Here is a 19,797-nt window from a genome sequence, read left to right as displayed (position 1 = left end):
TGGGCTTTTCTCTCAAATCGGTGCTGGTGGTGTCTTATGACACGTCTTTGTAGCTGACTTCCGGTGTGTCGTTTCCGGTTTTCTCACGACGGGCCAGCAGGCGGTTCAGGGCATGAACATAGGCCTTTGCAGATGCTACAACCGTGTCGGTGTTTGCGGATTGGCCCGTTACGATACGGCCTTCGTCTTCCATTCGGACGCTGACAGTGGCTTGCGCATCGGTGCCTTCAGTCACGGCATGTACTTGGTACAGCTGCAGGCGCGCGTTGTGTGGGAACAGGTTTTTGACCGCATTGAAGGATGCATCAACCGGGCCGTCGCCGGTGGCCTCGGTTGTGTGTTCTTGTCCATCGATGTCCATCACCAACGTGGCCTGTTGTGGCCCATCGGTGCCGCAGACAACGCGCAGTGATTTGATCTGCAAACGTTGGCTGTCTTCATCGCCGCCCGTGCTGACCAATGCGATCAGGTCGTCGTCATAGACTTCCTTTTTGCGATCAGCCAATTCTTTGAAACGGACGAATACGTCTTTCAACTGGTTGTCGGCCAGCTCATACCCCAAGTCCTTGAGCTTGGAGCGCAAAGCAGCCCGGCCGGAGTGTTTGCCCATGACCAGATTGGTCTCAGTCAGGCCAACATCTTCGGGGCGCATGATCTCGAACGTTTCGGCGTTCTTCAGCATGCCGTCTTGGTGAATGCCAGATTCATGGGCAAAGGCGTTTTTGCCGACGATGGCTTTATTGGGCTGAACCTGAAAGCCACTGACGGTTGAAACCCGGCGGCTGAGGTGCATCAGCTTGGTGGTATCAATGCCAGTTTGCCATGGCATGATGTCGCCGCGCACTTTCATGGCCATCACCACTTCTTCCAGTGCGGTGTTGCCGGCGCGTTCCCCTAAGCCGTTGATAGTGCATTCAATTTGTCGTGCGCCACCTGCAACGGCGGCCAGCGAATTCGCCGTCGCCATGCCCAGATCGTTGTGGCAATGCGTGGCGAAGGTGACCTCATCTGCGCCTGGTACGGTTTCGATCAGACGTTTGATCAGGTCAGCGCTTTCCACTGGGGCAGTGTAGCCCACTGTGTCGGGGATGTTGATCGTAGTGGCACCGGCTTTGATTGCGATCTCAACCGTGCGGCACAGATAATCCCATTCGGTACGGGTGGCATCCATCGGTGACCATTGCACGTTGTCACACAGGTTGCGGGCATGGCTGACGGTGTCGTGGATACGATCCGCCATTTCATCCCGGTTCAGATTGGGGATAGCGCGGTGCAGGGGTGATGTACCGATAAAGGTGTGAATGCGCGGTTTTTTCGCGTGTTTCACCGCCTCCCAGCAGCGATCGATGTCTTTGAAATTGGCGCGTGCCAGTCCGCAAATTACTGAATTGTTTGCGCTTTTAGAAATCTCACTGACGGCGCGAAAATCCCCCTCGGACGCGATGGGGAATCCGGCCTCGATAATGTCGACGCCCATTTCATCCAGCAATCCGGCGATTTCCAGCTTTTCATCATGGGTCATGGTGGCACCGGGGCTTTGCTCGCCATCGCGCAAAGTGGTGTCAAAGATCACTACGCGGTCTTTGTCTGTATTGGTCATGTCGGGTCTCTTTGTTTTGTCCTAAGCCTGTGGCGCGAAATTGCACATCCTCTGAGCGGTCGCGCCGAAGAATGGCACGCTCAGAGGCGGCTTAGGAGTAGCAAGGCAGACGCAAGCGCGGCACCGGAGGTGCGCGGAATCAATGCGATATGCTGCTGCTGTTTCATGAGGTGAATTATAGAGCTTGCGCCGGGGAAGGAAAGCCCCAATTCGTATCAAGTTTGGGGGGAATTGTGTACAGGTTGTACGCGAGTTTAGTACACAAAGTCAGAGGGGTCGATGGGCGAGATTGCTCTTCTGAGGAACTCTAGATATCTCCAATATCAATACCGGAGTCGCTTCCTCCTCCCGAATGAGATGAATTCTCGCGTCTCTTTTTCTTTTCAGGTGTATCAAGAACTACCAAAATGAAATGTACAGAAATTGCAATTGCTGCAATTGGAATTACTGCGGTGACAAAATCCGATAACATCTGCATTCTTGACCTAGATAATCAATATTCACCACATAGTTGCATTTTGCCGATATGTTTACAAGGTTGGAGGGATATCGCTTTGCCGACTGCCATTGAATTCAATGATTGGCAGTGCTGCCCCACTACGAGAGTGATTGTGTGACAAGCGGAATCAGGTTTTCGGGGAAGATGGTGTGAGACGTGCTTTCAAGTTCAGTCAATGACCACCACCGGTGCTCTTTGAGGTAGGTTCTCTCTACATCACTTTGCCCATCTTTGCAGATTGTATTGGCCGTCACTCTGACAAAGAAATACCTCTCATCAGCTTTCACGTACTCGCCCGAAGGAACGCGGAATATGGTATCGTGTTGTCCTATCTCCTCACCGACATCGATTGTGAAGCCTGTCTCTTCGAACAGCTCTCTTTGTGCCGCATTTCTAAAGGTTTCGCCTTTTTCGACGCCACCGCCGGGAGTGGCCCAGTAATTTTCACCGGCGAGCGGTCCATCGTCAAAACAGAAGCGAAAAAGCAGAATTTTATTTTCCGCATTGAGAACCAAAATCCGTGCCGCTGGCCGTTCTCTCATAAATCTGCCCTGTTCACGATTTATTAGACTAAAGAGCATGTCTTAGGGTGGAGGCAAGGTGGTTACCGCTTGCTTTCCATCAAAACACTTATTTCTGATGATCTTAGCCCAAAATTTCCCCGTTTATGTTAAGCTGTATTCAGCGCAGGGTAGTGCGCAGAACCGGGGAACGGCCCGGAGGGCAAAAGGAACAGTGAAATGAAAAAGCAGATAGCAGAATTTATCGGGACGTTTACGCTTGTCCTGCTTGGTTGTGGTGCGGCGGTGATTGCGGGTGACCTTATTGGTTATGCCGGTATCAGTTTCGCCTTTGGTCTGGCGTTGATCGGTATGGCCTATGGCATCGGTCCGGTATCGGGTTGTCATATTAACCCGGCGGTCTCTCTGGGTGCGGTGGCCGCGGGCCGGATGAGCATGGGCGAGGCGATTAGCTATATCATCGCGCAGGTCGCAGGGGCGATTGTGGCGGCATTGGTGCTACTGATGATCGCGGGTGGCACCGAGGCCTATAGCGTGGCTGAAAACGGTCTGGGTCAGAATGGTTGGGGCGCGGGTTATGGTGGCGAATATAACATGATGGCCGCACTGGTGTTCGAGATTGTTGCGACCTTCCTGTTCATGGTGGTGATCCTTGGTTCAACCGGGGCAAACGCACCTGCGGGCTTTGCCGGGTTGGCGATTGGTCTGGCGCTGGTGGTGATCCATTTGGTTGGAATTAATGTCACTGGCGTGTCGGTGAACCCAGCGCGTTCCATTGGGCCCGCGTTGTTTGCAGGTAGCACGGCGTTGTCGCAATTGTGGTTGTTCATCGTGGCACCGATCATTGGCGCGGTGGCTGCAGGCATGCTGTTTCGCACAGGATTATTGGACGGCGAATAAGCGATTGGATCGGGGTGGGCGTTGGCCCGCCCCGTCTATTTTCCAAAACTGAAATCTGGGCTGACCCTTGGCGCAAATGGCGCTACAGAGAGCCATGATCAGGTTTTGTATAGTTCCCGCAAAAGAAATTTACCCGTTTCGACAGGCTATGCTTTGGCCCGATAAGCCCTTGTCGCATGTGATATTGCCGGGGGATGAAACCGCGCTGCACGTTGCGGGGTATCATGGCACGCAGTTGATTGGTGCTGGGTCCTTCTTTCTGGATCCGCCCCAAGCGCGATTGCGTAAATTTGCGATTGCGCCGGCCTGTCGAGGGCGCGGATTGGGAACGGCTTTGTTGCAACATGGAGCGGGTTTGTTGCGGCAAGAGCGGATCGAAGTGCTGTTGTGTGATGCACGACAAAACGCTTGTGCCTTTTATGAAAAGCTTGGCTTCGAGATTGGTGGCGAAGTGTTTTTCAAAGACGCGCTGCCCTATGTGTCTGCGAAATTGTCATTGGAGCAGTTGTTGACCTGATCCCAAATGGGACCTGGGTGGGCATTGGAATCGCAGATGGTTTCGACAGTTTCTATGCGGCGCAGACTTGGCGATGTGCGCCGCATATAGGGATGTTGTTCAGATGCGATAGGTTGTTACTCGGTCGCCTCATCAGAGGTGGTTGAGCTGATATCGCTTTCAGGTGTGTCCGCAGCGGTTTCCTGAGCCGGTACATCAGGTGTGGTTTCACTGTCTTCTGTTGATGTTGGAGCATCTGCCCCTGCCAATGCACCGTTGTCCCAATCGCCGGTGGATTCTTCGCCGGTGGCATAGCGCATCGTGCCGGTGCCCTGACGTTTGCCGTTTTGGAATGTGCCTTCGTAGATGTCACCATTGGCATAAGTGGCGATGCCGTTGCCTCGGATCTCGCCACTTTTCCAATCGCCGACATAGCTGAAACCGTCGGCCATCTTGATTTCGCCCCGACCATTGCGTTGGCCATATTTGAAATCGCCAGTGTATATCGTCCCATCAGGGTAAGTTGCCGTGCCTTGGCCGTTGCGCTGGCCACTGTCCCAGTTGCCTTCGTAACGATAACCATCTGGATAAGTCATCACGCCCTGACCTTGCAGTTGGGCATTGACGAATTCGCCTTCGTAAATCAATCCGTTGGGATAGGTCGCGCGGCCTGTTCCTTCGATCACACCATTTACCCATTCACCATCATAGGTTGCCCCATCGGGATACAGGATTTTCCCCTGACCATTGGCCAGATCATTCTGCAAGGTGCCTTCGTAAACCGAGCCATCGGGGTAGGTGACTTTGCCTTTTCCAGCGATTTTTCCAACAAGCCAGTTGCCAGAATATTTATATCCATCGATGCCCAAAAATGTGCCTTGACCGTGGCGGTGATCGTCTTTGAAGTCACCCTCATAGCTGTCGCCATTTGCGTAGCTGACCTTACCTTTGCCTTCGCGGCGGCCGTTGACCAGCTCGCCTTCGTAGATGTCACCATTGGGTTGTGTCAGCTTGCCGGTGCCGTCGATTTGGCCGGCTTTCCACAGTCCGGCATAGGTTAACCCGTCGGCCATGGTCAGGGTGCCCTGACCTTCGCGTGCACCGTTCAAAACTGCGCCTTCGTATTGGGCGCCATCCGGATAGGTGATTTTGGCATTGCCCTCTTTGGTGCCATTGATCCAGTCACCATCGTAAACGTAGCCTGCGGGGCTGGTCATGACGCCACGACCATGGTGAACGGCGTTTCGAAACTCGCCTTCGTAGCGAACCCCATTGGCGTAAAGCGCGATGCCCTGCCCAGTGATCTTTCCGTCTTGCCAGTCACCTTCAAAGGTGCCGTTATCCAAAAATGTGATTTTCCCTACACCGCTGGGTTTGCCTTTGACGAATTCACCCTCGTAAAGTGATCCGTTGGGGAAGCGCGCTGTGCCTTTGCCGCGAATCTCTCCCTCGACCCATTCGCCGACGTATTTGTACCCGTTGGGAAGGGTGTAGCTGCCAGTGCCGTGTTGCAAACCGTCTTTGAAGGTGCCCTCGTAGACACCGCCATCGTCATATTCTTTGGTCTGGACCTCGTCATCCTGTGCGATGATTGGGCTGGCTGTCGCCATCAGGGCGGCGATCAGTGCGATACTGGTCAATCTTCGTGTCATGCTTTTCCCTGCTTCCCTAGCCTGTTGCGGCTTACACCCCCGTGCGCGGGTGAGGGAAATCTAGAGGACCTAGCGCGCGGTGACAACGGGGTTTGGGCAAATCCGCTTTCACTTATGCAATGATCTGCTAAATCAGGGGGGATATTGGTACGAGGCACGACGTATGACCGACAGATTTCGCCTGACATTGGCACAATTGAACCCGACCGTGGGCGATCTGGATGCCAACGCTGCGCTGGCGCAGGATGCATGGGAGCAGGGCCGCGCTGCAGGCGCACAGATGGTGGCACTGCCCGAGATGTTCATCACCGGCTACAACACGCAGGATCTGGTGATGAAGCCTGCGTTCCACATGGCCGCGATTGCCAAGCTGGAAGCGTTGGCAGAAGCCTGCAAGGACGGCCCGGCATTGGGCATCGGCGGCCCGGCGGTTGAAGGCGAGGGGCTGTATAACGCCTATTACATCCTTAAGGGTGGGCGGATCACGGCGCGGGTGCTTAAGCACCATCTGCCGAATGAAACCGTGTTTGATGAAGTCCGCATTTATGACGCTGCACCGGTTGGCGGGCCCTATGTGGTGGACGATGTCCGTGTCGGCAGCCCGATTTGTGAGGATAGCTGGCATGAGGATGTGCCGGAAACATTGGCAGAGACTGGGGCAGAGTTCCTGCTGGTGCCAAATGGTTCGCCGTACTACCGCGACAAGATGGAAGTGCGTCAAAACCTGATGGTTGCGCGCGTGGTTGAGACGGGCCTACCGCTGATTTATCTGAACCTTGTCGGTGGTCAGGATGATCAGGTGTTTGATGGCGGCACTTTTGCGCTTAACCCCGGTGGGGAACTGGCGTTGCAGATGCCGGTGATGCAAGAGGCTGTGACGACGATAAATCTGACGCGTGGCGACGATGGTTGGCGAATTGAGCCAACGGAACTGGCCCCCATTCCGGATGCGTTTGAGCAAGACTATCACGCCATGGTGCTGTCGTTGCGCGATTATCTACGCAAGACCGGGTTCAAGAAGGTCTTGCTGGGCCTGTCTGGTGGGATCGACAGCGCGATTGTAGCGTCCATCGCAGTGGATGCGCTGGGCGCGGAGAACGTGCGCTGCGTGATGTTGCCATCGGAGTACACCTCGCAAGCGTCATTGGATGACGCCAAGGAGATCGCAGAAAATCTGGGCTGTCGTTATGATTTTGTACCGATTTCCGAGGGGCGCACGGCGATCACCAATACGCTGGCCCCACTGTTTGAAGGTACGGAAGAGGGGTTGACCGAAGAGAACATTCAGTCGCGCTTGCGCGGGCTGCTATTGATGGCGCTGTCGAACAAGTTTGGCGAGATGCTGTTGACCACTGGGAACAAATCCGAGGTCGCGGTCGGCTATGCCACGATCTATGGCGATATGAATGGCGGCTACAATCCGATCAAGGATATGTACAAAACCCGCGTCTTTGACACCTGCCGCTGGCGCAATGCCAATCACCGCGATTGGATGATGGGACCGGGCGGTGAGGTCATTCCGGCGAATGTGATCCAGAAGCCACCAAGTGCAGAGCTGCGTGATGACCAGAAAGACAGTGATTCTCTGCCAGATTACCCGGTGCTGGACGCAATTCTGGAGATCCTGGTGGATCAGGATGGCAGCATCGAAGATTGTGTTGCCGCCGGGTTTGAACGGGATATGGCCAAAAAGGTCGAACATCTGCTCTACATCAGCGAATACAAACGCTTCCAATCAGCGCCGGGCACGCGCCTGTCGAAAAAGGCGTTCTGGCTGGATCGGCGCTATCCGATTGTGAACCGCTGGCGGGACAAAGGAACGGGCGCTTAAATTCGAGTATTCTCAGCGGTTACCACGTATAAGCGATTGTCTATATTCAGCGCTTGATTTTTCCCAATCTCAATCATCGGGATTTCCCAGTGGCAGTGTCCGAATGCCACAACGCCAGAACCGTATGACTTTAGGTGCGAAGTTATTTCTGGTTCCCCGAGCTGGGCGTTCTCCAAATCTGCGGGACCTTGATGCAGGAGAATGAGATCATTTTTTTCACGCACAACCTTTTGAAGTGCCTTTATAAAGTCTTTTTCCGACTTTCTTTGGTTTCTGTCGGTGCGCCCAATAATGCCCGAAACGCCTCCTATGCTTACTCCTGCTATTTCGCAGGTTGTGCCATCAAGTACGAGCGTGTTTTTGGCCATCAATTGCGGATCAACTATGTCGTGGTTCCCGTGCACACCCACTACAAATTTGAAATGCTTTGCGAATGCGTTCCAAACAGCTGTGACATCACCTGTACCACCCAATTTATGGAGCTCCGGATGATCATAAAGATCACCTGCTAAAGCCACAAAGTTGGAAAAAGGGATGTCTCCTAATTCGTATAAGAGGGAAAGCTCTTCTGCGACGGCTTCTCCGACCAAACGATTTGCTTCTTGATCTTGTTCGCGGCCTTGTAGGTCTGAAGTCAAAATAAAAGATGAAACCCCCTCGGGTAATATGTCTACCGTTGCCCTGTAAAATGGAAGGGCCATCTGACGAACACTTCCTGATCTTGAAGATGATCGATATGGCATTTCGTGAAATGGGGTTTTGGAGACACTCACAAGTTTCATCGGATACTCTAAACCTCCTGTTAAAGCCTAAGTTCTTTCTCTAATCCCCTCTGGGTGAAAATGCGAGCGACGGGGTCTATTGGCAAATCAATTTGGCTTCGCCTTCAAGTCTCGGCGTCTGGAAGCTGATCCAAAAGCCACTGTCGGAAGGCGATCACATATGCGATTTCGGCCTTCGCAGGTGGGATAGCGAGGTAGTAGGATTTTGGGGATTGGATCGCCAGGTCAAAGGGGCGGACCAACTGACCGTTTGCGATGGCTTCCCCGCAAATGAATTCGTCACCCAATGCGATGCCCTGCGCCTTGATTGCGGCATTATAGATCAGGTTCATATCCGCGAAGATGATGCCCGGTTTGGTGGGATGTGATTGCACGTCTGCCAGCTTCAGCCAGCGCGCCCAATCCTCGCGACCAGAAAGATGCAGCAGCTCGCTGCGCAGAACATCCGCCGGGCTTTGCAGGTTGCCCATTCGGTTGGCAAGGGCGGGGCTGAGCAAGGGGGTGAACTCGACTGATTTCAGAAGCTCAACGTTTACCCCGATAAGGGTGCCCTCAGAAAAGGTAATGAAAACATCAGCCTTTGGGTTGGATACTTCGTCTAGAGAGCTTGGTGTGATGATCGAGAGGGCAACGTCCGGGCAGGTGGTGCGAAAGCTTTCGATCTTGGGGCTGAGCCAGCTTGCGGCAAACCCGGGGGTGCAGCTGATCGTCAACTGACCAGAAAGCCCGTGTGCCGCATTACGAGAGGCGGAGCCGCTGATTTGCGTCAACGCGCCGCGCACGTCCTTGGCAAATGCCTCGCCCCGGCTGGTCAGAATGAGCCGGGTACCCACACGGTTGAACAGGGCGAACCCCAGATCCCTTTCCAGCAATCGCAATTGGTGGCTGACGGCGCTGCGTGTTAGATGCATTTCCTCGGCCACGGGCCGCACTGCCCCATGGCGCGCGAAGCTTTCAAGGGCGCGTAAAGCTTGGGTCGAAGGAATTCGCGTCATTCTGAGCTCTCTTTCAACGGCACTGTACGCAATCTTGTGCGTATTCACCAAGGAATTGACAAAAAAAATTTGCCAATATTGCGAAAAAGTTTCACTTGGAATTTGCCGGTTTATTGGGTTGAATTCCGGGCAACCGAAGGTAACTGAGGAACTCCCAATGGCACTCGATAAATCCACTGACGCATTCAGCCTGCAACGTCGCAACCCGAATGGCGGCACTGCGCCGCTCGCCAATTGGGGGTTTCTCAATGAGACCGATCCGCTGACCGATGTATTGCTGGGCTCGCCCGCGCATCTGTTTCACCGGGCCACATCCAGCCTGTCGCGCAAGCATCTGCGTGAGGCGCCGTGCAATATTCAGACAGCGCAGGCGCAACATGCCGAGCTGGTCGATGCCTACCGCCATTTCAACGTGAATGTGCATATGCTGGAGGCGGAGCCGGAACTGACGATGCAGGTCTATTCTCGCGACAGCAGCTGCATGACACCCTACGGGGCCTTTATCACCGCTATGTCACAGTGGTGGCGTCGTGGCGAAAACTATGCTGCGATCCGGGCTTATGAAAAACTGGGCATCCCGATCTATGATATGGTCACGGCTGGCACCTTTGAGGGTGGCGATTTTAACGTGATCGAGGAGGGTTGCGTGCTGATCGGTTGCGGTGAGGCCCGCACGAATGAGGCGGGGGCCAAGCAGGTTGCGGGCTGGTTTGAGGCTGAAGGCTGGGAGACGCGCATTGCCTATATCGACGAATATTATGTGCACATTGACCTGATGGTTGTGCCGGTGGCGGATAAGCTGACCGCCGTTTGTCTGGCCTGTACTGAGCCCGCGATTGTTGAGTGGCTCAAGGCGAAAGGGCATGAGATCATCGATGTGCCCTTTGCTGACACCATGGCGCTGGGTTGCAACATGATGTCACTGGGCAATGACAAGGTGATCGCGCCAAGTTCTTCAACTGTGTTAATCGACCAGCTGCGCGCCCGCGGGTTTGAAGTGGCCGCCGTGGAGACAGCCGAGATTTCAAAAACCGGAGGCGGCATTCACTGCATGGCGCAGGCGCTCAAGCGGGTGGCGTAAGGGTCAAAGCTGGAGCTGATAGCTTTCGGGTACATAGACGTAACTATCGCCATGGGCCAACACATAGCCGACGCCAGGCCATGGCATGTGATAGCCGACAAAGGGGACTTTGTCGGCAGCCATCATATCCAAAAGGCTGCGGCGGGTGGCGGCAGCTGCAGCTTTGTCCATGTCAAATTTGACCTCCCAATCGGGATGCGCCAGCGACCAGACATAGTGGTTGGCAAAGTCAGCTGCGATTAGAAGCTGCTGACCATCGCTTTCGATCATGTAGGTCATATGACCGGGGGTGTGACCGAAGGCTGGAACGGCAGTGATGCCTGATACCACGTCCTGTCCGCCCTCTAACATGGTGGTTTGATCGGCCAGCGGGCGCATCAGAGCATCAAACCCTTCATTTGCAGCCTTGGCCCAGGCGTCAAATTCCACCCGTCCGGTGACATAGCGCGCGTTGGTGAAGGTTGGGCTGCCGTCGGACATCAAGCCACCGATGTGATCGGGGTGCATGTGAGTGATGACCACAATGTCAATTTGATCAGGTGTGTAGCCTGCTGCGGTGACGGCGGCGGCCATGCCTGCGCCGTTTAGTCCTGTGTCAAACAGCACGAGTTCATTGCCGGTGTTCACCAAGGTAGGGGTGAAAAAGAACTTGGCTTTGTCCACGGGCAGGTTGGCAGCGGCAGAGACTTCGGCAAATTCCTCGGCGCTGACATTCATGCCAAAGATTTGCTGCGGACCTTCGACGGTGCGGCTGTCGACCAGCAAGGTTGTGACTTCGAACGCACCGATGCGGAAGCGGTTGAACGGTGTGACGGCGGCGCCCAGCATGGGGGCGTTGGCGCTTGCGGATGTCGCAACGGTGAAAGGCGCGGCAGCGGCGGCGGTCAGGAATGTACGGCGGGCAAGTTTTGTCTGGTGCATGATCATCTCCCTTGGTTGCGCCGATGATAGCGCGCTGCGCCATGGTCGGGCTGGGGGATTCACGCTATTGTGAGGGGATGGCGAAGAATAAAACACAACCCACGGATATTGTCCCTGTTGATTTTGTGGCAGGAGTTGAGCATCCGACGCGGCGCAAGGATGCTGAGGCGTTGCTGGAGTTGTTTGGTGATGTCACCGGATTTGCCCCGCGCATGTGCGGGCCAACGATCATCGGGTACGGGCGGTATCACTATAGATATGCGACGGGGCGTGAGGGGGATTTTCTGGCCACCGGATTTTCACCACGCAAGGCGAACCTGTCGATTTACATCATGCCGGGGTATCAGGGTTACGGTGAGATTTTGGCCCGGTTGGGCAAGCATAAATTGGGCCGGTCGTGCCTGTATGTGAATAAGCTGGCCGATATTGATCTGGACGTTCTAGGCGAGTTGATCCGGGTGGGTTTAGCTGATCTGGATAAAATCTGGCCGGTACACCCTGAATAACGCGGGTGTACCCTAAATGAACACCGTCTGAGCGCCTGCCAATTCTGGACAATCGCAGCCACCTGTGACATTGCCCCGTTTGAAGCAGGAGCCTTGATATGACCACCACCCGTTTTGCCCCGTCGCCTACCGGATACATCCACGTTGGCAATTTGCGCACCGCACTGATGAACTATCTGATCGCCCGTAAAAATGGCGGTACTTTCATCTTGCGTATCGATGATACTGACCCGGAGCGTTCAAAAGAAGAATACGTCGACGGGATCAAGGCTGATCTGGAATGGTTGGGCCTGCATTGGGACCGGGTTGAGCGCCAATCCGAGCGCCTGGATCGTTATGCCGTAGCGGCGGATAAACTGCGCGAGATGGGCCGGTTTTACGAGGCGTTTGAAACGCCGATCGAGCTGGACCTCAAGCGTAAGAAGCTGCTGAACATGGGTAAGCCTCCGGTCTATGATCGTGCGGCGCTGGATCTGTCAGAGGCTGACAAGGATGCGCTGCGTGCCGAGCGTGGCGAGGGCGTGTGGCGCTTCAAGCTGGATCAACAGCGCATTGAATGGCCTGATGGTATCGTGGGTGATGTGTCAATTGATGCAGCGTCTGTGTCTGATCCGGTGCTGATCAAGACAGATGGTCAGGTGCTCTATACATTGGCTTCGGTTGTGGATGATATTGAGATGGGCGTGACCAATGTGGTTCGTGGCTCGGACCACATCACCAATACTGCGACCCAAATTCAGATGATCGAGGCGCTGGGCGGGACCGTTCCAACCTTCGCGCACCACTCGTTGATGACGGGCCCACAGGGCGAGAAGTTTTCAAAACGCTTCCAGATGGCCTCATTGCGTGATCTGCGTGACCAAGGAATTGAGCCGATGGCGCTTTTGAGCCTGATGGCGCGGTTGGGATCGTCTGATCCGATGGAGTTGCGCAGCACGATGGATGAGCTGATTGAAGGTTTTGAAGTCTCGCACTTTGGCACAGCGCCGACAAAGCTGGATACGCAAGATCTGGTTCCGTTGAGCGCGCGCGTTCTGGGTGTCCGCGATTTTGCCGAGGTTGCGGATCAAATCGCTGAGATTGGCGTGCCTACGGATCTGGCCGAGCAATTCTGGGCGGTGACGCGTGAAAACATCAGCACCATGTTGGATCTGGACGGCTGGTGGAGCCTGTTCCGCGACGGTGTTGATCCGGTGATCGAAGATGAAGACAAAGAGTTCGTTGCTGAGGCGATGACCTTGTTGCCGGAAGGCCCTTACGATTCTGAAAGCTGGGGCCAGTGGACCGCAGCGGTGAAAGCGGCCACAGGCCGTAAAGGCCGCGGATTGTTCATGCCTCTGCGTAAAGCGTTGACCGGCCAAAGCCACGGCCCGGACATGTCGCAGGTTCTACCGCTTCTGCAGGTGATCCGCGCCAAAGGTTAAGGATCAGGCCAGAGGTGGCGGGCCTGTGGGTCTTCTGCTGGGATGATTTGCACATCGAGCGATTTAAGGAACGCGTCCGTTAAGGCGCGTTCTTTTTTGTTAAGCTCCAGATGACGTGGGTAAATCGGGCGGGTGCGATCATTTAGGATTGGGGCGTCCCAACCGTCGGTGGTTTCAAAGAATCGTGTGACACCGGGTTCGCCGAACTCGTTCAGGTAGCCTTGCACCACGACATCGAGATAGCTGAGCAGCACAGGTGTTTGTGCCGTGGGTTTGCCATGTTTGCCTTCTGGGATTGTATAGACTGCGATGTCGGGCACATGATCCAGATCATGATCCGTATGCGCGGTTGCTGTGATCCGGTCATAGGCGCGTTCACGTTCATCCAGTGCGGCCCAATCTGCGCCGGGAACAGGGGCTATTAGCCCGTCGATCTCATGACCTGGAGCGGGTTGTACGGTGAGATAGGCCACCGGGCGAAGGGCGGTGTGTCGCCAGACCCGCCGCCAGCCTTGTAATTGCGCCGGGTGCGTCGGATCAAAGTGGTGCGTGTGGCGGTTGACCAGACTGCCATAGCCAAAGAAATAAGCGGGTTGGGTTGGGGCAGATGTCATTGGCTTTCCTGTGACAGTCTTATTGAGGGCTTTGTCCTTGTTGTGCCGTGACGAGGTGTGCAAGGCAAGCAACTGACATTGACGGATTGTCATGCGCGCATTTTATTGGTTGAAATAGGCAACGGGCTGAAGTTATTGCCCGGCGTACCACCAAGGGAGAGCGTTATGAAATTTACCGAAGAGCACGAATGGCTGCGGCCCGAAGACGACCTGATTGTTGTCGGCATCACCGCCCATGCCAGCGAGCAATTGGGCGATGTAGTGTTTGTCGAACTGCCTGAGGTGGAAACCGAAGTGGTCAAAGATGACGAAATTCTTGTGATCGAAAGCGTTAAGGCCGCCAGTGATGTTCTGGCTCCGATTGACGGCGAGATTGTCGAAGTGAACGATGCGTTGACGGATGATCCGGGCAAGGTCAACGAAGATCCGATCGGTGATGGCTGGATGTTTAAGATCAAGCCCAGTGATCCGTCGCAAATGGATGATTATATGGACGAGGCGGCCTACAACAAATTCATCGCCTGAGGCCTCGCTTTTGTTGTTTGCAAAATGAAGAAATCAGGGCCAATCCCCATTGGCTGGCCCTGTCCTGTAATCATTACAGGATCTGACCCACCAGCTTCATCAGATCTTGTGCGCTTAGATATGATACACTAAGCGCCACCGGACATTCCGGGCGGAGCGAAGCCATGACTGAGACGGAAACATTCGTCTTCTACCTTGTAGATGAATTCGCACATCTTGCGATGTCCTGCGCTGTCGAACCTCTCAGGCTGGCCAATCTTGTCAGTGGAAAACCACTTTATGAGTGGAGCTTTGCCTCGGAGAATGGGCAGACCGCCGTGGCCTCGGATGGAACGGTAATGTTGGTGCATGGCGGGTTTGATAAACGCGTGCGCTCTGACCGGTTGTTTGTACTGGCTGGGTCAAACGTCAAGAACCACCTGTCCAAACCGTTGCTGGCAGCCTTGCGTCGAGAGCGCTCGCATGGAGCCGCAATTGGCGGGTTGTGCTCGGCGTCGTACATTCTGGCACATGCCGGGTTTTTGGACGGCATGCGCGCGGCATTGCATTGGTACTATCATGATGCCTTTGTGGAAGAGTTTCCCGAGGTTGAGCTGGTGCCAAGTGTGTTTGTCTTTGATGAAAAGATCATCACGGCGTCAGGCGGGACCGCGACGGCGGATCTTATGCTGCACCTGATCAGTGAAACCCATGGCGAGGATCTGGCCAATCAGATCGCTGATCAGATGGTTTATAACACCGTGCGCGAGGCCACAGCAGAGCAGAAAGTCTCGGTTCAGTCCCGCCATGGTATGCGCAACCAACGCCTAACCGAGGCGATCAAATTTATGTCGGAAAACATCGAAGAGCCGTTGTCGACCAAAGAGGTTGCTTCAAAGGTCGGGATCTCCACGCGCCAACTGGAGCGGCTGTTCATGCGTTATCTGCAAAGCACGCCCAGTAAATACTATCTGGAGATGCGTCTTCAACGGGCGCGAAATTTGTTGCTGCAAAGTGAGCGATCCGTGACGGAAATTGCAGTGGCCACCGGGTTTCGGTCAACCACGCATTTTGCACGGGTATATCGCGGGTTCTTTGGGGTGTCGCCAACGGCCCAGCGGGCGCGGTTGACCTAAAGTTCCAACAAAAAGGCAAACGTCTCGTGCACTGCGGACCAAGCGGCCTCATTGTTGGCAGTGAGTAAGAAACCTTGGGGAGTGCCTGCGTTATAGCCGGCTCCATCCAACATGCGCGCTACGCCTCCCGCTTCCTGACAGGCGATGATTCCAGCGGCGTGATCCCACGGAGTCATCATCGCGGACAGGCAAAAGTCAGCCCCACCCTGCGCTAATGTGCGATATTCATGGCACGAGCAATTGAGCACCTGCGTGCGGGCAAATTGTGGCAGGTGGGGTGCAAGGGCCTGTTGCACGTTCTGGGGCATCAGGTGCAGGTGGATAAAGCCGGACATGTTTTTGGGGTTTTCTTCGCTACCCATCCGCAGGGGGCGCGGGGTTCCGGCCTGCCGCACTTTGTGGGCGCCATTGCCCGTGCTGGCACTGATCCAGTCGTCGCGCACCGGATCATAGAGTAGGCCAAAGATCGGCGCACCAAAGCGGGTGACCGACAAGATCACACCAAACAGCGGCAGATCATTGGAAAAGTTCCAAGTGCCATCCAAAGGGTCGAGCAGGATGCAAAATTCAGCCTCGGCAATCTGGGTGCGGATGTCTGGGTGCTCGGAGGCTGATTCTTCACCCACGATCAACGCATGAGGGAACATCTGTTGTAGTCCGCGCCGCAACATTGCCTCGGCGGCGAGGTCGGCCTGCGTGACCAGATCGAATCGACCGGATTTTTGAGTGACATCCTGCACGCCGTGATTTTGAAAAAGTGGCATGATTTCAGTGCGGGCGGTGCGGCGCACCAGATTGATAACACTGGTTTCCTGTGCCTTGGTCAGCGGTGATGTGAGGGCAACGGGCAGGGATGTGGTCATCAAAAACTCCGGTTCATGCTACCTTTACTTGCATGCCACCGGTAATGGAAAAGTGCAACTTGCAACGTTTTGTTCAGTTCCGAGATGGGATGAAATGTGTCGCTTTCTGACGTGTCCTACCTTTGCGACCTGCTAGGGTTATGGTCTGAGGTGCCACCTTTCGCGAGGTGGAGAATTGGGAAGCTGGTGAGAGACCAGCGCTGCCCCCGCAACGGTAAATGCAGGAGGCGACCTGACAGAATGTCACTGGGATAGCTCCCGGGAAGGCGTCAGATCGCACGGTTGAAAAACCACCTGTCTAAGCCCGGAAACCAGCCTTGGAGTACGTCAAACCGCGGAGGGCGGTGCGGGCGGAAACAGTCAGGTTGTTGTATCCGGCATTTCCCCCGACCCCCTTTCGTCCCAATTCAGCCCGGGGTGTGGCTGGGGAGAAGAAGAACATGGTCCTGACACGTATTCTGGATGGATTGGAACAAAGCCCGGCGCAGGGTGCGGATGCGCAAAACATGGCCCGGCTGGGATTTCTTGAGTGGGTGCTGTCCTCGCCCGCGGGGATCACGGCGCAAGATGCCAAAGACGCCTTGTTGCAGCCGGGCATCCAAGATGCCGAAAGTGCCGCGGCACAGGAGTTTGTGACCTTTCTGGAGCAAGCAACGGTGAAAGTGTCCGCGCGCCGCTCACGTCGCAACCGGGCAAGGCAGCTGCATTAACGAAATTAGATCAGCAGGGGGCATCCGCTGTCAACCACCACGATTGAGCGGATGCGTGATCTTTGTATGTCGAGGCATGTTTATTCGTGCGATGACCCCTTCGGATGCCGCCGTTTTGGTGCGGATTTTTCACGATTCTGTTCGTCAGGTCGGGATTGAAGCCTATTCGGCAGAGCAGGTCGCCGTCTGGAGCCCGGCCCCGGCCACGCCAGAGATGTTTTTGCAGCGTGTTTCGGATGGGCGCGATGTTTTTGTTGCGCTGGATGACGGCGGCCAACCCTGCGGGTTCATCGAGCTTGAAAACAACGGCCACATCGATTGTTTTTATTGTCGTCCTGATGTGGTGGGCACCGGCGTTGGCGCGGCTTTGTATGAGACGCTTGAAGCTAAAGCCCGGCAGCTTGACCTGACAGCGCTATCAGTCGAGGCCAGTGAGCGGGCCAAGCGGTTTTTTCTGCAGCGTGGTTATGCCGTGCTGTGCCGGCAGGGCCTTTGTAGGCAGGCTGTGGAACTTCACCATTACCGGATGCAGAAAGTGTTGGAGGCTTGAAGCCAAATGACATGTCTTATCCTAGGGGTTGTTCATAAAGGTGATTGATTGGACCGCTTTGTAAACGGCTGCTTTGCGGGACAAAGTGAGCTTTCACCGCAAATTCATCAAAGACCGCTAAGGCCGCACAGCGGACTTGGTTTGAATTGCGTTACCACACCGACTAGATTGACGATATGCCAGAGGCGCATAGCCCCATCGGTCGCCGTCCGAGTAATGAAGCGACGTTGAAGCACACCGAATTGCTTGGTGGGTTCGATTATCTGCGCGCCGACTATACCAAGCAGACGTTTCCCCGGCATTCACACGAAGAGTATTTGGTCGGCGTTATTGAAGATGGCGTGCATGATGTCTGGTGTCAGGGGGAATGGTGGCACGCCTCCAAGGATGTCGTGGCCACATTTTCACCCGACGAGGCGCATCATGGTGGGCTTGGCGATGCTGACGCTTGGCGACAAACCATCTTCTATTTGCCGCAGAACATTGTGCGCGAGGCCATGGATTGTACAGACAGCACCTATTCCTTTCACCAGCCGTTCAAGCACTCACCCGAAATCGCTGCACGACTGGTAAGGCTACGATCACTGCTGGAAACGAATTCTGACCGTCTATTGCTTGAGCAGGAGGTGTTGGAGACTGTCGGGCAGGTATTTGAAAACCTGTCAGATGCAGAGACCGAAGTACGGACCATTGGCAAAAAAGAACTGGGAGAGATCCACGCCTTCATCCATGACAACATTCAGGGCTCGTTCGACATTTCGACTTTGGCAGGTTTGTCCGGCTTTACCAAACGCCAGTTCATGTCCAGGTTCCAGAAGCAATTTCACATGGCTCCCTATCAATACGTTATGCAGGCGCGTGTGCGACGCGCTCGGGAAATGCTGCAAAAAGGATCCAGTATAACCGATGCAGCATTCGAAGCCGGATTTTCCGATCAGAGCCACCTGACCCGCAACTTCCGAGCCATTTATGGCGTTACACCCGCGCGGTATTTTCGGTTAGAAACGTAATATCGTTCTATATTCGCACCATTCGCGTCTCTAAGTTCGTGCAAAGGACGAATGGAGACGATGATGGAACATAGCTTTCTGGATGATTACAGCGAAGGGGCGCACCCCCAAATACTAGCTGCCTTGGCGGGCACCAACTTGGTTCAACAGACGGCCTATGGTGACGACGCCTATTCGCAAGAGGCCCGTAAGTTACTGCGCCAGCACATGGGAACGGTCAACCCTGATGTCTGGTTCGTCGCCAGCGGCACTCTTGCCAATATTCTCCTAATTTCCAGTGCCCTCAGATCGCATGAGGCCGTGATCGCCCCTGCGTCCGGGCATATCGTAGTGCGTGAAACAGGCGCGATTGAAGCCACGGGGCACAAAATTATCACGGTCCCGCCGGTCGAGGGCAAACTGACGCCGAACGCCATAATAAAGGCGCTGGAGACCAACGCGCACTTCCCCCACATGGCCAAGCCGCGCCTCGTCTACATCTCCAATGCCACCGAGGTCGGAACCCTTTATACGAAGGCTGAGCTCAAGGCGATTTCGACTCTGTGTCGCGAGCGCGGATTGTTGTTGTTGCTTGACGGTGCTCGATTAGGTGCTGCTTTGTCTGCCGACAAGAATGATCTGACGCTCAAGGATATTGCGGAACTCACTGACATGTTTTGGATCGGTGGGACAAAGGTTGGGGCATTGTTGGGAGAGGCCATTATTATTTCAAACCCAGAACTGCGTGAAGATTTCGCCTTTCACGTTAAACAACGCGGCGCCCTATTGGCCAAAGGACGCATTCTGGGGCTCCAATTTCGTGAACTGTTCCGCGAAGGGCTCTATTTTGACCTTGCGCGTCACGCCAATGCTATGGCTGCCCGGCTATCTGACGGCCTTTCCAAGGCTGGAAATAAATTCGTCGCCGAAACCGAAACGAACCAGCTGTTCCCGATCCTTCCCAACGAACTGATCGCGCAATTGAAGGAGCGGTTCGATTTCTACGTTTGGGAGCCATACGATGCGAACAGCTCGATCACACGGCTGGTAACGTCCTGGGCTACCTCAGCGGAACAAGTGGACGCATTCATCGCGGAAGTTAACAAATCGACCTGATATGCTGAGTAGTTGCGAGAGCCAATTGGATGATGAACAAAGTCTGCTAAGCTGGACGTTGCTGCCTTTGCTGCAAACTGCAGCATCGGTCAATTTGGGCTCAAAGC

The 19,797-nt window shown here is 54.8% G+C and carries 20 protein-coding genes and 1 riboswitch; of the genes, 12 read left to right on the top strand and 8 right to left on the bottom strand.

What is annotated here, in order from left to right; genetic code table 11:
• Nucleotides 1-34: 34 nt before the first annotated feature.
• Nucleotides 35-1,600 (bottom strand): 2-isopropylmalate synthase, encoded by a 1,566-nt coding sequence (locus D9A02_RS17765; protein ID WP_120502205.1) that lies wholly within the window; start codon nucleotides 1,598-1,600, stop codon nucleotides 35-37.
• A gap of 597 nt (nucleotides 1,601-2,197) precedes the next feature.
• Complete coding sequence (locus D9A02_RS17760) at nucleotides 2,198-2,641, bottom strand: NUDIX hydrolase (protein WP_120502614.1); 444 nt, start codon at nucleotides 2,639-2,641, stop codon at nucleotides 2,198-2,200.
• A 198-nt stretch (nucleotides 2,642-2,839) separates the two neighbouring features.
• On the opposite strand from D9A02_RS17760, the gene aqpZ reads away from it, so the two are divergent.
• Together aqpZ and D9A02_RS17750 are read left to right on the top strand one after the other, a co-directional pair.
• A complete protein-coding gene (aqpZ, locus tag D9A02_RS17755) occupies nucleotides 2,840-3,520 on the top strand; it encodes an aquaporin Z (RefSeq protein WP_120502204.1) in 681 nt (226 codons plus the stop codon).
• A 148-nt stretch (nucleotides 3,521-3,668) separates the two neighbouring features.
• Nucleotides 3,669-4,037: a GNAT family N-acetyltransferase gene (locus D9A02_RS17750; protein WP_162933123.1), complete on the top strand. Its 369-nt coding sequence runs from the start codon at nucleotides 3,669-3,671 to the stop codon at nucleotides 4,035-4,037.
• Between the two features lie 116 nt (nucleotides 4,038-4,153).
• On the opposite strand, the gene D9A02_RS17745 is transcribed toward D9A02_RS17750, so the two are convergent.
• Nucleotides 4,154-5,668, bottom strand: a complete 1,515-nt coding sequence (locus D9A02_RS17745; RefSeq protein ID WP_120502202.1) for an MORN repeat-containing protein — start codon at nucleotides 5,666-5,668, stop codon at nucleotides 4,154-4,156.
• A gap of 163 nt (nucleotides 5,669-5,831) precedes the next feature.
• Here D9A02_RS17745 and D9A02_RS17740 point away from each other — a divergent pair, with 163 nt between their 5' ends.
• A complete protein-coding gene (locus D9A02_RS17740) occupies nucleotides 5,832-7,499 on the top strand; it encodes an NAD+ synthase (RefSeq protein WP_120502201.1) in 1,668 nt (555 codons plus the stop codon).
• Here D9A02_RS17740 and D9A02_RS17735 read toward each other — a convergent pair.
• Nucleotides 7,496-8,200 (bottom strand): metallophosphoesterase, encoded by a 705-nt coding sequence (locus tag D9A02_RS17735; RefSeq protein ID WP_162933122.1) that lies wholly within the window; start codon nucleotides 8,198-8,200, stop codon nucleotides 7,496-7,498. The genes D9A02_RS17740 and D9A02_RS17735 overlap by 4 nt on opposite strands.
• A gap of 185 nt (nucleotides 8,201-8,385) precedes the next feature.
• Nucleotides 8,386-9,276, bottom strand: a complete 891-nt coding sequence (locus D9A02_RS17730) for a LysR substrate-binding domain-containing protein (RefSeq protein WP_120502199.1) — start codon at nucleotides 9,274-9,276, stop codon at nucleotides 8,386-8,388.
• Between the two features lie 157 nt (nucleotides 9,277-9,433).
• Between D9A02_RS17730 and D9A02_RS17725 the strand changes: the two genes are divergently transcribed.
• A complete protein-coding gene (locus tag D9A02_RS17725; RefSeq protein WP_120502198.1) occupies nucleotides 9,434-10,357 on the top strand; it encodes a dimethylarginine dimethylaminohydrolase family protein in 924 nt (307 codons plus the stop codon).
• A 3-nt stretch (nucleotides 10,358-10,360) separates the two neighbouring features.
• Here D9A02_RS17725 and D9A02_RS17720 read toward each other — a convergent pair whose 3' ends face one another.
• Nucleotides 10,361-11,278, bottom strand: a complete 918-nt coding sequence (locus D9A02_RS17720; RefSeq protein WP_120502613.1) for an MBL fold metallo-hydrolase — start codon at nucleotides 11,276-11,278, stop codon at nucleotides 10,361-10,363.
• Between the two features lie 77 nt (nucleotides 11,279-11,355).
• Between D9A02_RS17720 and D9A02_RS17715 the strand changes: the two genes are divergently transcribed.
• Nucleotides 11,356-11,784: a DUF1801 domain-containing protein gene (locus tag D9A02_RS17715; protein WP_120502612.1), complete on the top strand. Its 429-nt coding sequence runs from the start codon at nucleotides 11,356-11,358 to the stop codon at nucleotides 11,782-11,784.
• Between the two features lie 98 nt (nucleotides 11,785-11,882).
• Nucleotides 11,883-13,208 (top strand): glutamate--tRNA ligase, encoded by a 1,326-nt coding sequence (gene gltX / locus D9A02_RS17710; RefSeq protein WP_120502197.1) that lies wholly within the window; start codon nucleotides 11,883-11,885, stop codon nucleotides 13,206-13,208.
• Here gltX and D9A02_RS17705 read toward each other — a convergent pair.
• Entirely contained in the window at nucleotides 13,205-13,822 is a 618-nt protein-coding gene (locus D9A02_RS17705) for a gamma-glutamylcyclotransferase family protein (RefSeq protein WP_120502196.1), read from the bottom strand. The two genes, gltX and D9A02_RS17705, sit on opposite strands and share 4 nt — an antisense overlap.
• A gap of 165 nt (nucleotides 13,823-13,987) precedes the next feature.
• Here D9A02_RS17705 and gcvH point away from each other — a divergent pair, with 165 nt between their 5' ends.
• Both gcvH and D9A02_RS17695 read left to right on the top strand, forming a co-directional pair.
• Entirely contained in the window at nucleotides 13,988-14,347 is a 360-nt protein-coding gene (gcvH, locus tag D9A02_RS17700; protein ID WP_120502195.1) for a glycine cleavage system protein GcvH, read from the top strand.
• 164 nt (nucleotides 14,348-14,511) lie between these two features.
• On the top strand, nucleotides 14,512-15,462 hold the full coding sequence (locus D9A02_RS17695) for a GlxA family transcriptional regulator (protein ID WP_120502194.1): 951 nt from the start codon (nucleotides 14,512-14,514) through the stop codon (nucleotides 15,460-15,462).
• On the opposite strand, the gene D9A02_RS17690 is transcribed toward D9A02_RS17695, so the two are convergent.
• The gene (locus tag D9A02_RS17690; protein WP_120502193.1) at nucleotides 15,459-16,325 is read right to left on the bottom strand and encodes an inositol monophosphatase; all 867 of its coding nucleotides are present in this window, start codon (nucleotides 16,323-16,325) and stop codon (nucleotides 15,459-15,461) included. The two genes, D9A02_RS17695 and D9A02_RS17690, sit on opposite strands and share 4 nt — an antisense overlap.
• Before the next feature lie 131 nt (nucleotides 16,326-16,456).
• Nucleotides 16,457-16,660: riboswitch (cobalamin riboswitch) on the top strand.
• Nucleotides 16,661-16,765: 105 nt separating this feature from the next.
• Here D9A02_RS17690 and D9A02_RS17685 point away from each other — a divergent pair.
• The 4 genes from D9A02_RS17685 to D9A02_RS17670 all read left to right on the top strand — a co-directional run bounded on the left by D9A02_RS17685 (nucleotide 16,766) and on the right by D9A02_RS17670 (nucleotide 19,690).
• Nucleotides 16,766-17,035, top strand: a complete 270-nt coding sequence (locus tag D9A02_RS17685; protein WP_120502192.1) for a hypothetical protein — start codon at nucleotides 16,766-16,768, stop codon at nucleotides 17,033-17,035.
• Nucleotides 17,036-17,111: 76 nt separating this feature from the next.
• Nucleotides 17,112-17,585 (top strand): GNAT family N-acetyltransferase, encoded by a 474-nt coding sequence (locus tag D9A02_RS17680; RefSeq protein ID WP_120502191.1) that lies wholly within the window; start codon nucleotides 17,112-17,114, stop codon nucleotides 17,583-17,585.
• A gap of 176 nt (nucleotides 17,586-17,761) precedes the next feature.
• Complete coding sequence (locus D9A02_RS17675; RefSeq protein ID WP_120502190.1) at nucleotides 17,762-18,595, top strand: AraC family transcriptional regulator; 834 nt, start codon at nucleotides 17,762-17,764, stop codon at nucleotides 18,593-18,595.
• A 63-nt stretch (nucleotides 18,596-18,658) separates the two neighbouring features.
• Entirely contained in the window at nucleotides 18,659-19,690 is a 1,032-nt protein-coding gene (locus D9A02_RS17670; protein WP_216824967.1) for a low specificity L-threonine aldolase, read from the top strand.
• Nucleotides 19,691-19,797 lie beyond the last annotated feature (107 nt).

Origin of the sequence: Roseovarius sp. EL26 (assembly GCF_900327775.1) — a bacterium.
Classification (GTDB): Bacteria; Pseudomonadota; Alphaproteobacteria; order Rhodobacterales; family Rhodobacteraceae; genus Roseovarius.
This window is presented reverse-complemented; position numbering and strand designations above follow the sequence as displayed.

Excerpts from the sequence above, each read along its gene's own strand:
- D9A02_RS17765 (WP_120502205.1), bottom strand. The coding sequence starts at position 1,600 with ATGACCAATACAGACAAAGACCGCGTAGTGATCTTTGACACCACTTTG.
- D9A02_RS17750 (WP_162933123.1), top strand. The coding sequence starts at position 3,669 with ATGCTTTGGCCCGATAAGCCCTTGTCGCATGTGATATTGCCGGGGGAT.
- D9A02_RS17690 (WP_120502193.1), bottom strand. The coding sequence starts at position 16,325 with ATGACCACATCCCTGCCCGTTGCCCTCACATCACCGCTGACCAAGGCA.
- D9A02_RS17680 (WP_120502191.1), top strand. The coding sequence starts at position 17,112 with ATGTTTATTCGTGCGATGACCCCTTCGGATGCCGCCGTTTTGGTGCGG.
- D9A02_RS17720 (WP_120502613.1), bottom strand. The coding sequence starts at position 11,278 with ATGCACCAGACAAAACTTGCCCGCCGTACATTCCTGACCGCCGCCGCT.
- D9A02_RS17675 (WP_120502190.1), top strand. The coding sequence starts at position 17,762 with ATGCCAGAGGCGCATAGCCCCATCGGTCGCCGTCCGAGTAATGAAGCG.
- D9A02_RS17730 (WP_120502199.1), bottom strand. The coding sequence starts at position 9,276 with ATGACGCGAATTCCTTCGACCCAAGCTTTACGCGCCCTTGAAAGCTTC.
- gcvH (WP_120502195.1), top strand. The coding sequence starts at position 13,988 with ATGAAATTTACCGAAGAGCACGAATGGCTGCGGCCCGAAGACGACCTG.
- D9A02_RS17670 (WP_216824967.1), top strand. The coding sequence starts at position 18,659 with ATGGAACATAGCTTTCTGGATGATTACAGCGAAGGGGCGCACCCCCAA.
- aqpZ (WP_120502204.1), top strand. The coding sequence starts at position 2,840 with ATGAAAAAGCAGATAGCAGAATTTATCGGGACGTTTACGCTTGTCCTG.
- D9A02_RS17735 (WP_162933122.1), bottom strand. The coding sequence starts at position 8,200 with ATGGCCCTTCCATTTTACAGGGCAACGGTAGACATATTACCCGAGGGG.
- D9A02_RS17725 (WP_120502198.1), top strand. The coding sequence starts at position 9,434 with ATGGCACTCGATAAATCCACTGACGCATTCAGCCTGCAACGTCGCAAC.
- gltX (WP_120502197.1), top strand. The coding sequence starts at position 11,883 with ATGACCACCACCCGTTTTGCCCCGTCGCCTACCGGATACATCCACGTT.
- D9A02_RS17740 (WP_120502201.1), top strand. The coding sequence starts at position 5,832 with ATGACCGACAGATTTCGCCTGACATTGGCACAATTGAACCCGACCGTG.
- D9A02_RS17695 (WP_120502194.1), top strand. The coding sequence starts at position 14,512 with ATGACTGAGACGGAAACATTCGTCTTCTACCTTGTAGATGAATTCGCA.
- D9A02_RS17760 (WP_120502614.1), bottom strand. The coding sequence starts at position 2,641 with ATGAGAGAACGGCCAGCGGCACGGATTTTGGTTCTCAATGCGGAAAAT.
- D9A02_RS17715 (WP_120502612.1), top strand. The coding sequence starts at position 11,356 with ATGGCGAAGAATAAAACACAACCCACGGATATTGTCCCTGTTGATTTT.
- D9A02_RS17705 (WP_120502196.1), bottom strand. The coding sequence starts at position 13,822 with ATGACATCTGCCCCAACCCAACCCGCTTATTTCTTTGGCTATGGCAGT.
- D9A02_RS17685 (WP_120502192.1), top strand. The coding sequence starts at position 16,766 with ATGGTCCTGACACGTATTCTGGATGGATTGGAACAAAGCCCGGCGCAG.
- D9A02_RS17745 (WP_120502202.1), bottom strand. The coding sequence starts at position 5,668 with ATGACACGAAGATTGACCAGTATCGCACTGATCGCCGCCCTGATGGCG.